Origin of the sequence: Cupriavidus nantongensis (genome assembly GCF_041726985.1) — a bacterium.
GTDB lineage: Bacteria > Pseudomonadota > Gammaproteobacteria > Burkholderiales > Burkholderiaceae > Cupriavidus > Cupriavidus nantongensis_A.
The window spans coordinates 982,742-998,238 of sequence record NZ_CP168302.1 but is presented as its reverse complement, the minus strand read 5'-3'; the positions used below and the strand labels follow the sequence as shown (position 1 = coordinate 998,238).

9 protein-coding genes are annotated in these 15,497 nt (G+C 69.7%); 7 read left to right on the top strand and 2 right to left on the bottom strand.

From position 1 onward, the window contains the following. Position 1: 1 nt before the first annotated feature. Together hpnD and ACEI37_RS04155 are read right to left on the bottom strand one after the other, a co-directional pair. On the bottom strand, positions 2-871 hold the full coding sequence (hpnD, locus tag ACEI37_RS04160; protein ID WP_373377469.1) for a presqualene diphosphate synthase HpnD: 870 nt from the start codon (positions 869-871) through the stop codon (positions 2-4). 222 nt (positions 872-1,093) lie between these two features. Further along, the gene (locus tag ACEI37_RS04155; protein WP_010810931.1) at positions 1,094-1,297 is read right to left on the bottom strand and encodes a cold-shock protein; all 204 of its coding nucleotides are present in this window, start codon (positions 1,295-1,297) and stop codon (positions 1,094-1,096) included. A gap of 1,106 nt (positions 1,298-2,403) precedes the next feature. Here ACEI37_RS04155 and ACEI37_RS04150 point away from each other — a divergent pair. The 7 genes from ACEI37_RS04150 (at position 2,404) to pelG (ending at position 15,323) form a co-directional block, all read left to right on the top strand. Beyond that, on the top strand, positions 2,404-5,181 hold the full coding sequence (locus ACEI37_RS04150) for a bifunctional glycoside hydrolase 114/ polysaccharide deacetylase family protein (RefSeq protein WP_373377468.1): 2,778 nt from the start codon (positions 2,404-2,406) through the stop codon (positions 5,179-5,181). Then, a complete protein-coding gene (locus ACEI37_RS04145) occupies positions 5,144-9,223 on the top strand; it encodes a tetratricopeptide repeat protein (RefSeq protein ID WP_373377467.1) in 4,080 nt (1,359 codons plus the stop codon). Before ACEI37_RS04150 ends, ACEI37_RS04145 begins: the two co-directional genes overlap by 38 nt. A gap of 67 nt (positions 9,224-9,290) precedes the next feature. Next, entirely contained in the window at positions 9,291-9,866 is a 576-nt protein-coding gene (locus ACEI37_RS04140; protein ID WP_373377466.1) for a penicillin-binding protein activator LpoB, read from the top strand. Positions 9,867-9,942: 76 nt separating this feature from the next. After that, positions 9,943-11,382 carry a PelD GGDEF domain-containing protein gene (locus tag ACEI37_RS04135; protein ID WP_373377465.1) on the top strand — a complete coding sequence of 480 codons (1,440 nt, stop codon included), beginning with the start codon at positions 9,943-9,945 and terminating at the stop codon, positions 11,380-11,382. Beyond that, entirely contained in the window at positions 11,375-12,361 is a 987-nt protein-coding gene (locus ACEI37_RS04130; RefSeq protein WP_373377464.1) for a tetratricopeptide repeat protein, read from the top strand. Before ACEI37_RS04135 ends, ACEI37_RS04130 begins: the two co-directional genes overlap by 8 nt. Beyond that, positions 12,358-13,950: a GT4 family glycosyltransferase PelF gene (gene pelF, locus ACEI37_RS04125; protein WP_373377463.1), complete on the top strand. Its 1,593-nt coding sequence runs from the start codon at positions 12,358-12,360 to the stop codon at positions 13,948-13,950. Before ACEI37_RS04130 ends, pelF begins: the two co-directional genes overlap by 4 nt. Before the next feature lie 2 nt (positions 13,951-13,952). Next, positions 13,953-15,323: an exopolysaccharide Pel transporter PelG gene (gene pelG / locus ACEI37_RS04120; protein ID WP_062803613.1), complete on the top strand. Its 1,371-nt coding sequence runs from the start codon at positions 13,953-13,955 to the stop codon at positions 15,321-15,323. Positions 15,324-15,497: the final 174 nt, after the last annotated feature.

Below are 15,497 nucleotides of genomic sequence, written 5' to 3'. Positions count from 1 at the left end.
CTCAGCCAATGGCGTGGCGCAGCACGATCCAGAGCAATTGCGCGCGCGGCAGGCGCACGCGCTGGCGCGGCGCCCGCCAGCCCTGCGCGCACAGCCGCGCCAGGATGCGGTGGTAGACCTCGGCCATGATGCGCGGCGAACGCACCTGGCGTGCCGGGCAGCGCGCCATGATCGCCTCGGCCTGGGCGTAGTGGGCCTGGGCTTCGCGCGCCACGGCGGCGCACGCCTGGCCCAGTGACGGGTGCGCGGCCACGGCTGCGGGCGTGGCGGCCGCGAGGTCAATGCCGGCCGCCGCCAGCGCCTCGGCCGGCAGGTAGAGCCGGCCGATGGCGGCATCCTCGTCGATATCGCGCAGGATATTGGTCAGCTGCAGCGCGCGGCCCAGGTGGTGCGCCAGCGCGATTCCGCACTCCGTCTCCATCCCGAACACGCGCACCGCCAGCCGGCCCACCGCACTGGCCACGCGGTCGCAGTACAAGTCGAGGGTGGCAGCGTCGGGCGCGCGGATATCCTGCACCACGTCCATGGTCATGCCGTCGATCACGGCGAGAAAGTCGGCTTGCTGCAGATTGAAGGCGCGGATCTGCGCGCACAGCAGCTGCAGCGGCGCGGGCGGGTTGCCGGCGTAGCAGGCGTCGAGGTCGCGGCGCCAGGCGTCGAGCGCGGCCAGGCGCTCGGCATGCGGCGCGTCGCCGTCGGCGATATCGTCGACGGCGCGGCAGAACGCGTAGATCTCGAACATGGCCTGGCGCTGTGCTGCCGGCAGGATGCGCAGCGCGGCATGGAAGGAGCTGCCCGCCGAGGCGGCGGGGCCAGCCTGGCCGCCGACGGCGGCACGGCTGTCTGAAGCTGCGATCTGAGTACCGGCCACGTAACTCCTCGACACGCTGCTTACCATCCCGCGCCGGCCGCGCGGCGTTGGCGCGCAACCCGCCCGGGAGGTGGTTGTGGGTCGGGCGATTATAGCAATTTCACCTGCAACGGCGCGGGCCCAACCGTGCTGCAGTACGGCACTCCTAAAACAAAAAGCCCCGCAACGCTGCGGGGCTTTGGTGCCGGCTGGTCCGTCGGACCAGCCCGGGCCTCACCGGTATCAGAGGGCCTGGATCTTGGTGGCTTGCTCGCCCTTCTGGCCCATGGCCTTGACGTAGCGCACCTTCTGGCCTTCCTTCAGCGACTTGAAGCCATTGCCTTCAATTGCGGAGAAGTGCGCGAACAGATCGTTGCCGCCTTCATCCGGCGTGATGAAGCCGAAGCCCTTGGCGTCGTTGAACCACTTAACGGTACCGGTTTCCATGTCTATCTCAACCTTGAATTTCAAAATGAGCGAAAACGCTCGTTATACACCGTGTGCAACGCACCCAGCGGATCGGTTTTATCTTCCCCGCCAGCGCATTCCATATGACTTCGATATGTCGCTGTCGTGACAACCGAAACCGTCACGGAACGACAACACCAAATGACACACCGAATGGGCGCTGCACAAGTGGGAATCATTCTGCCGAATTTTCCCGGTGTGTCAATCAGGCTAAGCGCCTAATCATGATGAGAGGTTCCGACAGGAGATATTAGCGTTTTCTACTTCAGTACCGGTTCAGTGAATTCCCTGATTTTTTATTGTCGCGTTTGCCTGTGCGTGCACCGCAGGCGGGCCGCGTGCCATGTTGTCGTGCATAATGGGCTGCCGCCCGCTGCAAGCTGGTGCCATCTTTTTTACAAACTTTTACGGCACCGATCCTACCGCGTTCGGGTGAGGCCAGTCCGGCGCGGATATAACATTATGCGGATAAACCACAATACCCGTGACCGCGGGCAGGTTATCCATGTCAATACATGAGTCAATGGCCTGCATGCGCGTCCATACATAAGAGAATGAACGCAAAGATTTCATGTTGTGGCAAAGCGGGCGTCCGGAAAGCTGGTAACGGACAGTGACGTCGCCGGGCGCAGCGCGGACTATCTTTCCCAGGCTTGCTGCTGCGCCGGTGGCGCGACCATGGGGCCCACGCCGGCAGCGGTTAACGTGCAAGCCAGCTCCATGTCTCCTTTTCGGGACAATTGTTGACAATACGGCCCCGGGGGCTGCTCTAGCATGCGGAGGCCGGATACCATCGGACTTTTCCGAATTGACGGTCAGAACCAGGCGCGCGCGGTCGCGAACCGCCTCTAAAATGTCTGGCACCGTGCACTTCGGGTGCGCAAAATAAAGGGAAGCACGCTGTGAATCGACTGGGGGAAGCGCAAGGCCGCCGGCGCGGCCGGGGTGGTTGCACCCCAAGCCGGGCGGGATGGTTGGCTTGGCTAAGGCATCTGGCGCAGCGCGCTGCGCTGTTGCTTGCCCTTGGAACGGCGGGGGCCGCCGCGGCACAGCCGGCGTCCGGCGCTGCGGCATCCGCTCCGGCCATGCCGTCGATCGCGCTGCACTACGGCGCCAAGCCGCCGGTCGACGCGCTGCAGGCCTTCGATATCGCCGTGGTCGAACCCGACAGCGGCTTTGACCCGCGTCAGGTCGCCACCCCCGCGACCGCCTGGTTTGCCTATGTCAGTGTGGGCGAGGTGCTGGAAGGCCGCTCCTACTTCAAGGACATCCCCAAGAGCTGGTTCGTCGGCCGCAACGATGCGTGGAACGCGCCGGTGATCGATCAGGCGGCCGACGGCTGGCCCGCCTTCTATGTCGACAAGGTGATCGCGCCGCTGTGGGCGCGCGGCTTCCGCGGTTTTTTCCTCGATACCCTGGATTCGTACCAGCTGGCCGCCAGGACCGACGCCGAGCGCGCGCGCCAGGAAGCCGGCCTGGTGCGCGTGGTGCGCGCGATCAAGGCGCGCTACCCCGACGCCCGGCTGATCTTCAACCGCGGCTTCGAGATCCTGCCGCAGGTGCATGGGCTGGCGTATGCCGTCGCCTTCGAGTCGCTGTTCCGCGGCTGGGACCAGGCCAAGGGCCGCTATGTCGAGGTGCCGCAGGCCGACCGCGACTGGCTGCTGGCACAGGCGCGCACCATCCGCGAGCAATACCGGCTGCCGGTGGTGTCGATCGACTACTGCCCGCCGGCGGACCGCCGCTGCGCGCGCGACACCGCGCGGCGCATCCGCGCGCTGGGCATCACCCCCTATGTGGCCGATCCCGGCCTGCAGACCATCGGCATCGGCAAGGTCGAAGTGCTGCCGCGGCGCGTGCTGGTGGTGCAGGAGCGCGGCCCGGGCGTGGCGATCGACCAGTCCGAGGGCGTGCGCTTTGTCTCGATGCCGCTCAACTATTTGGGCTACCGCGTCGAGTTCGCCGACACCAGCGAGGAACTGCCGGAGATCGGGCCCGACCGTTATGCCGGCGTGGTGATGTACCTGACGGGCAAGGTCACGGCGCAGCCGGGCCGTTTCCACACCTGGGTGCAGGCGCGCATGGCGCAGGGCATGCCGGTGGTGTTCCTGAACGACTTCGGCACCAGCGTCACCGGCGCGGTGGCGCGCGGCTTCGGCCTGAAGGCGGTCCGGGGGCGCGTGTCGGGCCCGGTCGAGGTGCTGGCCAAGGACCCGATGATGGGCTTCGAGATGCCGGTGGCGCCCGACCGCAACCAGGCCGAGGCGATCCAGGTGCCAGACGGCGACGGCTTTCGCTCGCTGCTGCGCCTGCGCTCCGGCACGCTGACCTATGACGCCGCGGCCATCACGCCGTGGGGCGGCTATGTACTGGGGCCGTATGCCGTGCACGAGAGCGGCATCGGCACCGCCGACAGCCGCTGGGTGGTGCAGCCGCTGGACTTCCTGCGCGAGGCGCTGCGCCTGCCCGCGATGCCGGTGCCCGACGTCACCACCGAGAACGGCCGGCGCCTGCTGACCATCCATATCGATGGCGACGGCTTTGCCTCGCGCGCCGAGATTCCCGGCGGCGGCTTCTCCGGCGAGGTGCTGTTGCGCGAGATCTTCGACCGCTACCGGCTGCCGATGACCATGTCGGTGATCCAGGGCGAAGTCAGCCGCGATGGCATGTACCCGAAGCTCAGTGCCGAGCTCGAGCCGATCGCGCGCAAGATATTTGCCCGGCCCTATGTCGAGGTGGCCAGCCATACCTTCTCGCACCCGTTCGAATGGGGGCGCACGGTGCCCACGCAGGGTGGCAAGGCTGCGGCGGGCGCGGGCGACGAGGCCTTTCACCTGAACATCCCCGGCTACACCATGGACCTGAACCGCGAGATCGGCGGTTCCATCGACTACATCAACCGCACCCTGGCGCCCGCCGGCAAGCCGGTCAGCCTGCTGCTGTGGTCGGGCGACTGCCAGCCGCCGGCCGAGGCCCTGCGCCTGACCGACCAGGCCCGCGTATTCAATATGAACGGCGGCGACACGCTGATCACGCGCAGCAATCCCAGCTGGACCGCGATCGCGCCGCTGGGCATCCACAAGCCGGGCGGCACCTTCCAGGTGTTTGCGCCCAACCAGAATGAGAACGTCTACACCAACCTGTGGCATGGCCCGTTCTACGGCTTCGAACGCGTGATCGAGACCTTCGAGCTGACCGACCGGCCGTATCGCTTCAAGCCCGTGAACATCTACTACCACAGCTACTCCGGCACCAAGGCGGCGTCGCTGAAGGCGCTGCGCAAGGTCTATGACTACGTGCTGGCGCAGCCGCTGCTGCCGTTGCATTCGACCGATTACGTGCGCAAGGTGCTCGACTGGCAGGAGATGGCGGTGGCGCGCGAGGTGGGCGACGGCAGTGCCGGCAATGCCGGCAGTAGCGGCACGCAATGGATCGTGCGCGGCGACGGCAACCTGCGCAACCTGCGCTGGAGCGGCGCGGGCCTGCCCGATGTTGCCGCGGCGCAGGGCGTGACCGGGACCTCGCCGGCGCCCGGCGGCGGCGTCTACGTGCACCTGGACGGCGGCGATGCGCGCTTCGCCGTGCGCGACGCCGCCGCCCTCACGGCGGCCGCCACGCCGCAGCTGGTGGAAGCCAGCGGCATCGTGCGCGACTGGTCGCAGCGCGACGGCGTCACCCGTTTTGCCTTCAGTGGCTACTTCAAGCCGTTCTTCCGCCTGGCCAACGCGGGCCATTGCCGCGTCAGCGTCGATGGCAAGGCCGTGGCGGCCGTGCGCGAGCGCAACACGCTGCGCGTCGATACCGCCCCCGTGACCGACCCCAATCATGTCAGGCAACAAGTCGAAGTCCGCTGCGCCGGCTGAGCGCGAGCGGCTGCTGCCGCCGACGCTGGTGCTGACCTTTACCGCGATCGTGGGGATCGGCCTGGCGCTGATGTTCCCGCGCGAAACCCTGCGCGAACGGCTGCTGGGGCAGGGCCGCACCATCGACGGGCTGACCATGGCCTACCTGGAAGCCTGGTGGAAGGTCACGCCCGACGATCCCGCCTTCATGGGCGTGCTGGCCGAGCAGTACGCGCGCACCGGCCGCCTGGAAGAGGCTCAGGCCATGCTGGAGCGGATGCAGGCGGTGCAGGGCACCGACCTGTCGGGCCAGGTGCTGCGCACGCGCATCGAGATCACGCAGCAGCGCGCCTGGGCCGCGCTGCCGGAAACGGCCGAGCGCGAACAGAACCTGGTGCAGCTGCGCCGGCTGCTGGACCAGGCCGCCGGCCGCCGCTGGAGCGTGGCGGACCTGCAGGCGCTGGCGACGCAGGCGCGCCAGGCCGGCGCGGATGCGGCGATGCGCCGGTTCTATACGGCGCTGGCGAGCCAGGACCGCAACAACGCGGCATTCTGGAACCGCCAGCTGGCGGAGATGGCGATTGCCGGCGGCGACTACCGCGATGCCGCCAACGCACTGTTCGCGCAGCAGGCGGCCGCGACCACGCTGGCCGAGCGGCGCGCGCTGTTCCTGAAGGCGGTGCAGACCCTGCAGTCCGGCAACCTGCTGGACGAGGCGCTGGCGCAGGCCGAGCGCCACGGCGGCAAGCTGCTCGACGACCCCGAGGTGCTGCGCTACCTGACCCGGCTGGCGCTGGCGGCCAACAAGCCGGAGCAGGCCAGCCGCTATGTCGAGCGGCTGCTGAAGGTGTCGGCGCGGCTGCGCGATGCCGGCCATGCGGAGCGGGCCGCGCTGGCGGTGCACGAGGCCGAAGTGCGGCGCATCGCCGCCAGCCAGCCGTGGCACGAGCGCGGCGTGGTCTTCCTCGACGGGCCGCGTGGCCTGGCGCTGCGCGAGGCGCTGGCCGCCTCCGGCCAGCTGGGCGTGCGCAGGATCGCGGCACAGGAAGCTCCGTCCGCGCAGCCGGATGATACGAAGTTCAATGCCGACGACTACGAACTGGCCTATCGCGTGTTCCTGGCCGCGGGCAAGCTCGACCAGGCCCAGCATGTGGCCGAGACCGCGGTGCGCCGGCTGCCGGGCGAGCCGGTCTGGCGCGAGCGGCTGGCGCAGGTGGCGGAATGGAACCGCCAGCCGGCGGTGGCACTGAAGAGCTGGCTCGACTATGCCCGCGCCACCAACGACGAGCGCGCGTGGGACGCGGTGATGCGGCTCGCGCCGGGGCTGTCCGACGATCGCGCCTACCTGGCCGCGCTGCGCCACCGCGCGGGCGGTTCGGACCTGAAGACGGTGGACCAGGTGGTGGCCGCCTATGAACGCCTGGGCGAGCCGGAAGAGGCCATGCGCTTCCTCGAAGGCCTGAGCCGCGGCCCGAAGGCGCGCGAGATCATGGAACGCCACGCCGCGCTGGCCGAACGCGCCGGCAAGGACGAGCGCGCCTTCCAGCTCTATACGCAACTGCAGCAGCGCTTCGGCCCGCGCCCCGCCTACGCGCTCAAGCTGGCCAACCTGCTCTATGTGCGCGGCAGGCTGCCACAGGCGCTGGACGCGATGCTGCCGGCGCGCGCCGCCGCGGGTCCGCGCGACCTGCTGTTCTGGCGCACGCTCACCGAGCTGGCGCGGCTCAACCAGCGCGACGACCTGCTGCAGGACGGCTACCGGCATCTGATGATGGCGGCCGCGCAGACCCGCGACGAGCACTGCCGGCAACTGCCGGAGGGCCCGGCGCGCAACGACTGCATGGCCGAGGTCCGCGCCACGCAGCAAGCGGACTTCTCCAACCTGATCGCCTACTACGACAGGACCCCGATCGACGCCGGCCGCATCGCCGAGGCCGACTGGCGCCGCAGCGCCAGCCCGGCCTCGCTGGAGCTGGCGCTGTACTACTACACGCGCGCCCACGCCTACCGCCGCATCGAGCGGCTGCTGCAGGACATGAGCGCGGAGCAGCGCCGCGCCGCCTGGCAGTCCAGCCGCTTCCTGATGCGGCGCGCCGAGTACTACCGCGTCACGGGCCAGCGCGAGCAGGCCCTGGCGGACCTGCGCCATGCCGCGGGCCTGCCGGACGCCGACAGCGAAACGCTGGCGGCGCTGCTGTGGACGCTGGTCGACCAGGGCAGCGATACCGAAGTGCGCGCGGTGATGCGCCGCCTGCAGGACCAGGCCGAGGACAATCCCGACCTGTGGGGCGCCTTCGCCGCCGGCCATATGCGCTTCCACGACGGGCGCGCGGCGCTGCATTACCTGCGCAAGCTCAACGATGGCAAGAGTGCCGATCCGCTCTGGCTCAGCCTGCTGGCCGACGCCTATGAAGCCATCGGCCAGGCGGACATGGCCTGGCGCGTGCGCCGCCAGGCGTGGATCGACCTGCAGCGCGGCTGGGCCCGGCGCGGTGCCGGGGATGCGCGCATGCGCCCGGATAACACCGACGGCGACGAGGAACACGAGAACGCATCGGGCGCGCCGCCGCGCGCTGACCTGCGCCGCCAGACCGTGGCGCTGGGGCAGATCTTTGCCTCGGGCGAGGTCTCGCGCGCGCTGGTGATCCAGATGCTGCGCGCCGACCGCGCTTCCACGGCGGCGCGAGAAGTGAGCCCTCCGGCCGCGGGGGCGCCGTCGCAGCTGGGCGAGATCGAAGGACTGCCGTCGCTGCGCGAGCCCGCCCCCGCCGAGGTCTTGCGCGACGCGGCGCGGCGCGAGGCCGCATTGTCTGCCGCGGGACGCGATGCGGCGCTGGCGTGGGCGATGTCCGCCGAATCGAACGAACTGGCGCGCGGCTGGCTGGCGCGCCAGTACGCCAGCAGGCTGCAGCGCCCGGCCTATGCCGAGGTGGCGATCGCGCTGGACCGGCAGGACCTGAACAGCCTGGACCGCATCCTCGAGCGGCAGGCGGGTCGCGTGCCCGTGGCGAGCCAGATCGAGGCCAACCAGCGGCTGGACCGCCTGGGCGCGGCGCAGACGCTGGCCTATGAGACCCAGGAGCGGGCCCGCTCCGATGACGCGCTGCAGGAAACCCTGCGCGAAACACTGCTGTTCAACGCCCAGGCGATCGAGCCGCGCGTGCGCTTCCTGCACCAGAAGCCGCTGGAGTTCACCGAAGGCAGCCTGGCCGGCGGCGTGCGGCTGTGGGATGGCTATGACCTGAACCTGCGCGGCACCTGGCGCGACCAGCGCAGCACCGATCCGCGGCAGCTGGCCAACGTGCCGTCGTCGGACCGGCGCGCCGACCTGTCGCTGGGCTACCGCGACAGCAACCAGCGCTGGCGCGCCACCGCGGGCTACCGCGAGGGCCTCGACACCATGGCCACGGCGCGCTTCTTCGGCGAGTGGAACCAGCAGGGGCGGCTGCAGTTCAGCACGCTGGCCGGGCTCAACCAGCCGGCCGACGAGTCCGCGCCGCTGCGGGTGGGCGGCGCCAAGGACGTGCTGGGACTGGGCGCGACGTGGCGCTTCAGCCTGCGCGAGTTCGTCGGCGCGCGCATCGAGTACAGCCGCTTTCGCGGCCAGGACCGCAGCACGCTGGGTCACGGCGTGGTCTATGACGTCGAGGCCGGCTACAAGATCCGGACCGCGTATCCGGACTACACCGTGCGCGTGGTCGCCACGCACGCCAGCTACAGCACGCAGGGCGGCAGCCTGACGCCGCGCCAGGCCGCGCTGGTGCCGGCCGGCGATGCCGCGACGCCGGCGTTCTACATGCCGCAGGGCTTCACGCAGGCTGGCGTGCTGTTCGGCTTCGGCACCGAGCTGCTGGACGAATACACGCGCAAGTGGCGGCCGTTCGGCGAGATCGGGCTGTTGCACGACACCCGCGCGCGGCAGAACTTCCGCGTGCAGGGCGGCGTGGCGGGCTCGGTGTTCGGCAACGACCACCTGGCGCTCTATGTTTCGCACGAGACCGCGGCGCGCAATGGCGGGCGGCCGATGACGGAACTGGGATTGCGCTACCGCTGGCTGTACTGAGCGCGGGGCGCATGGCAGGACAGGCGGGGCATCAACAGATATGGCAATACGGACAAAGGGGATGAACATGAACAAGCAAGGCACGGGCATGACGGGCATGACGGGCAAGACGGTGGCGAGGCGGCTGGCGGCATGGTGCGGCGCGCTGGGCGCGGCGCTGTGGCTGGCGGGCTGCGCGGTGACGGACGTCGGCCGCGCGCCGGCGCTGGCGCGCGGCGAGACCATCGCGGTGCTGCCGATCGTCAACTACACCGAGACGCCGCAGGCCGGCCTGCGCGCCGAAGCCATCGCCGAGAGCCTGCTCAAGACTGGCGGCGTAGCCAGCCTGAAGCGCTATCCCGCCTCGCTGAACCCGGAAACGCTGTTCGAGCCGGCCGAGCGCGAGGCGGTGGGCAAGGCGCTGGAATGGGCGCGCGCCGAGAAGGCCCGCTATGCGCTGACCGGCGCGGTGCAGGAATGGCGCTACAAGGTTGGCGTGGATGGCGAGCCGGCGGTCGGCATCTCGCTGCAGCTGCTCGACGTGAACAGCGGCGAAGTGGTGTGGTCCGCCACCGGCAGCGACAGCGGCTGGAGCCGCGCCTCGCTGTCGGGCACCGCGCAGAAGCTGCTGCGCCGCCTGCTGGCGCCGCTGATGCAGGGCTGATGAATGGCTGAGGTGAGGGTGGCGTTGATCGGCACGGCGCCGCGCCAGCGCGGCGATGGATGGTTGGAGCAAGGGGATGAGCGTGGCCAAGACGGCTGACAACACCTATCGCGCGCGGCAGGGACAGGGTATTGGCCTGGGCGGGCGCTATGCGCGCCTGCTCGCGCCCGCGGTCACCGGACCCGCCGCCGCGGTGGAACTCGTAGTGGCGATGCTGGCCGCGCTCGGCCTGGCCTGGCTGGTGCTGCCGCAGAACCCGTTGCTGCTGGGCATGGGCTTTCCATGGGCCTGGCTGCTGCCGGTGATCCTGGCGCTGCGCTACGGCACGCTGATCGGCGTGGGCAGCGTGCTGATGCTGCTCGGCGCCTGGTACCTGTACCACCAGACCGGCGTGATGCCCGGTCCGTTCCCGCGCCTGTTCTTCCTGGGCGGCCTGCTGCTGGTGCTGGTAGCCGGGCAGTTCGGCGATATCTGGGGCACGCGCCTGGCGCGGGCGCGCGCCGTGAACCGCTACCTGGACGAGCGCTTGGCGGCGCTGACCAAGAATCACTACCTGCTGCGCATCTCCCACTCGCGGCTGGAAAACGACCTCCTGGCGCGGCCCACCACGCTGCGCGACACCCTGTCGCAACTGCGCGGCGTGGCGCTGGAAGAGGCCGCCCGCGGCGGCCACGTGCTGGCCGGCGCGCAGCCGGTGCTGCAGGTGGTGGCGCAGGCGTGCCAGGTGGAGGCGGCCGCGCTCTACGCCTGCGATGGCGAGCGCGTCGAGACCGAGGCCGCGGCCAGCATCGGCCCGGCCTTCACGCTCGATCCCACCGATCCGCTGGTGCGCCACTGCCTGGACACGCGCCAGCTCGCCCACCTGCGCGCCGACGGCCTGCAGCACGATGCGCGCACGCGCTACGTGGCGGTGGCGCCGGTGCTGGCGGGCTCCGACCACCTGATCGGCCTGCTGGTGGTCGAGCGCATGCCGTTCCTGTCGCTGAACTATGAAAACCTGCAGATGCTGATGGTGCTGCTGGGCTACTACGCCGACGGCGTCGAGCATGCCGGCGCCACCCGCACCATCCTGGCGGCGCTGCCGGCGTGCCCGTATCCGTTTGCGCTGGACTATGCGCGCCTGTCGCGGCTGCAGCGCGAGACCGGCATCGACAGCTCGGTGGTGGCGCTGGTGTTCGACACCGATCCCGAGCGCGATGCGCTGTTCGAGCAAGTGGTACGCAGCCGGCGCGCGCTGGACGTGGCCTGGCCGCTGGTCAACCCCCACCATCGCGCCATGCTGACGCTGATGCCGCTGTCCGATGCGCAGGCCGTGGCGGCCTACCTGGTGCGCATCGAAGACATGCTGCGCGCGCAGTTCGGCACCGATTTCACCCGCGCCGGCATCGGCGTCTACTCGCTGGCGGTGCCCGCGACCGGTGCCGAAGAGGCGCTGGTCAAGCTGCTGCGCCGGGCCCAGGTGGACGGCACGGCGGCGCGGCCGGCACCGGCAGACGGGAAAGCGCCCCATGTTTAAGCTCGGCGCCGGCGGCCTGGCCGCCCAGATCGCCGCGCTGGCGCTGCTGGCGCGCGCCGGCAACAGCACCGCGCTGCTGCTGGCGTTTTTCGGCATGCAGGCCGTGGCCGCGGCGCTGACGGCGCTGCTGCTGTGGCGCCTGCTGCCGCGGCGCTTGCGCGTGCCGTTCGCGTGGAGCTACGGCTTCCTGGCGCTGTTCTGCTTCTTCGTGCCGCTCGGCGGCGCGCTCGTGTGCGTGGGCAGCTACCTGCTGTCGAAGCTGTTCCCGCGCCGCGTCGACACCAGCGGCATCGGCACCGTGGGCCTGCCCGAATTCGTCACGCACCTGATGTCGCGCGTCACGCATGGCGGCGGCGCGCGGCTGCGGGCGCAACTGGGCAATGCGCGCGCGCCGCTGCCGGAGCGCATGACCGCGCTGGTGGCGATGCAGTCGATGCCGGCGCGCACCGTCAGCCCGGTACTGCGCGAGCTGCTGGCCGACAGCGCCGACGATATCCGGCTGCTCGCCTACGGCATGCTGGACGGCGCCGAGAAGCAGCTGACCCAGCAGATCCTGGCCGAGCTGCCGCGGCTGGAAGCCGCCTACAGCCCGGGCGAGCGCGCCGAGATCAGCAAGCGCCTGGCCGACCTGTACTGGGAACTGATCTACCAGAACCTGGTGCAGGGCGACGTCTACCGCTATACCGCCAGCCAGGTCGAGCGCTACGCCAGCGCGGCGCTGTCGCACGACGACGGCATTGCCTCGCTGTGGTACATGCGCGGACGCCTGGCGCTGGCGCGCAACGCCCCGCGCGAGGCGCGCGCCTGGCTGCAGCGCGCCGAGGCGCTCGGCTTCGCGCGCGAGCGCGTGCTGCCGCACCTGGCCGAAGCCGCCTACCTGGAACGCGACTACGCCGCGGTGCGCCAGTTGATGGCATCGTTTGACAGCCCCTCGCCGCTCCCGCTGGTGCGGCCCCTGCTGCGGTACTGGCAATCATGAGCGAGATCCTGTTGAAAGCGGCGTCGGCCGACGTCATGCTGCTGCTCGAAGGCACCTTCCCGTACGTAAGCGGCGGCGTGTCGAGCTGGGTCAACCAGATGATCCGCGCGTTCCCGGAGCTGCGCTTTGGCATCGTCTTCATCGGCAGCCGGCGCGAGGACTATGGCGACATGGCCTACCAGCTGCCGGCCAACGTGGTGCACCTGGAAACGCACTACCTCTATGACTTCCCGCCGCCGCCGCTGGCGCAGGGCCGCAGCGGCGACGCGAAGGCGTTCGACGCCGCTGACCGCCTGCACGACCTGCTGCGCGAGCCGGGCCGCGAGGCCGAGGCCGGCGCGATGATCCGCGAACTGATGCCGGCGCTGCGCGAGGGCGGCGCGCTGGGCGAGGACGCGTTCCTGTACAGCCGCCGCGCCTGGCAGACCATCACCGACCAATACCGGCGCTTCTGCACCGACCCGTCCTTCACCGATTACTTCTGGACCGTGCGCATCATGCACAAGCCGCTGTGGCAGCTGGTGCGGATTGCCGACGGGCTGATCCCGGCGCGCGTCTACCACACGGTCTCCACCGGCTATGCGGGCTTTCTCGGCGCGCTGCTGCGCCACCGCAACCAGCGCCCGCTGCTGGTGTCGGAGCACGGCATCTATACCAAGGAACGCAAGATCGACCTGTTCCAGAGCCAGTGGATCCGCGACAACCGCAACGTGTTCGAGCGCGACATCTCCCAGATCAGCTATTTCCGCGAGCTGTGGGTGCGCTTTTTCGAAACCCTGGGCCGGGTCTGCTATGACGCCGGCGACGACATCGTCGCGCTGTACGAAGGCAACCGCCGCCGCCAGGTGCAGGACGGCGCGCCCGAGGCGCGCACGCGCAGCATTCCCAACGGCATTGACCTGCCGCGCCTGGCGCCGCTGCGCGCGCGGCGCCAGCCGGGGGTGCCGCCGGTGCTGTGCCTGATCGGCCGGGTGGTGCCGATCAAGGACGTCAAGACCTTTATCCGCGCGATGCTGACGGTGGTGCGCGAATACCCCGAGGCCGAAGGCTGGATCGCCGGCCCGGAGGACGAAGACCCCGAATACGCGCGCGAATGCCGCAGCCTGGCCGAAAGCCTGGGGCTGGGCCAGAAGGTGAAATTCCTCGGCTTCCAGCGCATCGACGCGCTGCTGCCGCAGGTGGGCGTGCTGGTCCTCAGTTCGATCAGCGAAGCGCTACCCCTGGTGGTGCTGGAAGGCTTTGCCGCCGGCGTGCCGTGCGTGACCACCGACGTGGGCTCGTGCCGCGAGCTGCTGTTCGGCCTGCCCGGCGAGGACGCCGCGCTGGGCCCGGCGGGCGAGGTGGTGCGCATTGCCGATCCGGCCGCGCTGGCCGCGGCCGCGCTCGGGCTGCTGCGCGAGCCGGCGCGCTGGCAGGCGGCGCAGGCCGCGGGCGTGGCGCGCGTGGAGCGCTACTACACCCAGGAGCGCATGGTGGGCAGCTACCGCGAACTGTATCAACGGCTGATGGCGCGGGCCGACGGCGCCGCGCCCGACGCAGCCCGGCACGGCGGCAATCCCGCGCGCTGCCCGGTCCACGGAGGAGCCTGAGCATGGCTGGCATTGGATTCGAGCTGCGCAAGATGCTGCGGCGGGACAACCTGTCCGGCATGCTCAGCGCCTACGCGTATGCCGGCATCATCAGCTCGGGGCCGTGGATCCTGTCGATCGTCGGCATCCTGCTGATCGGCATGCTGAGCCTGCCGTTCGTGGTGCCGGGCACGCTGATCACGCAGTTCCAGGTCTCGGTGACCTACCTGATCGCGGGCAGCCTGATCCTGACCGGGCCGATGCAGCTGTCGTTCACGCGCTTTACCTCCGACCGGCTGTTCGAGAAGCGCGACCACCTGATCCTCAGCAACTACCACGCAGTGGCGCTGCTGGCCACGGTATTGTCGGGCGGCATCGGCGTGGCGTGCGCGGTGTTCAGCTTCGGCGAGCAGTCGGTGCTGTACCGGCTGCTGATGGTGGCGGGCTTCGTGGTGCTGAGCAATATCTGGATCGCCGCGATCTTCCTGTCGAGCATGAAGCAGTACAAGGCCATCGTGTGGACCTTCCTGCTGGGCTACGCGGTCTCGGTGGCGGCCGCGCTGGGGCTGCGCGGCTACGGCATGGAAGGGCTGCTGGGCGGGTTCGTCGCGGGCCAGCTGTGCCTGCTGACCGGCATGGTGACGCTGATCTACCGCAACTACACCAGCCGCCAGTTCATCTCCTTCGAGGTGTTCCGGCGCCGCTATGCCTACCCCAGCCTGGTGGCGATCGGGCTGCTCTACAACCTGGGCATCTGGATCGACAAGTTCATGTTCTGGTACGCGCCGTCCACCGGCCACCAGGTGATCGGCCCGCTGCGCGCGTCGATCATCTACGACATCCCGGTGTTCCTGGCCTACCTCGCCATCATTCCCGGCATGGCGGTGTTCCTCGTGCGCATCGAGACCGATTTCGTCGAATACTACGACGCGTTCTACGATGCCGTGCGCGGCGGCAGCTCGCTGGAGCATATCGAGGACATGCGCAACACCATGGTCCAGACCATCCGGCTGGGCCTGTACGAGATCGTCAAGGTACAGGCGATCGCCGCGCTGCTGCTGTTCGCGGTGGGCACGTGGGTGCTGCGGCTGCTGGGCATTTCCGAGCTGTACCTGCCGCTGCTGTACGTCGACGTGATCGGCGCCAGCCTGCAGGTGGTGCTGCTGGGCGTGCTCAACATCTACTTCTACCTGGACCGGCGCCGCGAGGTGCTGCTGCTGACCGCGCTGTTCGTGGTGCTGAACTGCGCCCTGACGCTGGTGACGCTGCAGCTGGGGCCGGCCTGGTACGGCTATGGCTTCGCGGTGTCGCTGCTGGTGGTGGTGGCGCTGGCGCTGGCCATGCTGGACCACAAGCTGGAGCGGCTGGAGTACGAGACCTACATGCTGCAATAGCGCGCGGCGGGCGGCGATGGTGCCGGATGGGACCGATGGTGCCCGGTGGGCACGCCGGCGCACCCCACCTCGGGGCGTCTCGACGGAATGGGCCGCGATTAGGTAACATTGCGGCAGCCGGCGGGCTTCGGCCTGGCCCGCCGGTTCAGATCGACGGCCGCGCCCCCCTTGCCA

Bases quoted from the DNA above. Each gene is read 5' to 3' on its own strand.
- pelF (WP_373377463.1), top strand. From the start codon at position 12,358: ATGAGCGAGATCCTGTTGAAAGCGGCGTCGGCCGACGTCATGCTGCTG.
- ACEI37_RS04140 (WP_373377466.1), top strand. From the start codon at position 9,291: ATGAACAAGCAAGGCACGGGCATGACGGGCATGACGGGCAAGACGGTG.
- ACEI37_RS04135 (WP_373377465.1), top strand. From the start codon at position 9,943: ATGAGCGTGGCCAAGACGGCTGACAACACCTATCGCGCGCGGCAGGGA.
- ACEI37_RS04155 (WP_010810931.1), bottom strand. From the start codon at position 1,297: ATGGAAACCGGTACCGTTAAGTGGTTCAACGACGCCAAGGGCTTCGGC.
- ACEI37_RS04145 (WP_373377467.1), top strand. From the start codon at position 5,144: ATGTCAGGCAACAAGTCGAAGTCCGCTGCGCCGGCTGAGCGCGAGCGG.
- pelG (WP_062803613.1), top strand. From the start codon at position 13,953: ATGGCTGGCATTGGATTCGAGCTGCGCAAGATGCTGCGGCGGGACAAC.
- ACEI37_RS04150 (WP_373377468.1), top strand. From the start codon at position 2,404: ATGCCGTCGATCGCGCTGCACTACGGCGCCAAGCCGCCGGTCGACGCG.
- ACEI37_RS04130 (WP_373377464.1), top strand. From the start codon at position 11,375: ATGTTTAAGCTCGGCGCCGGCGGCCTGGCCGCCCAGATCGCCGCGCTG.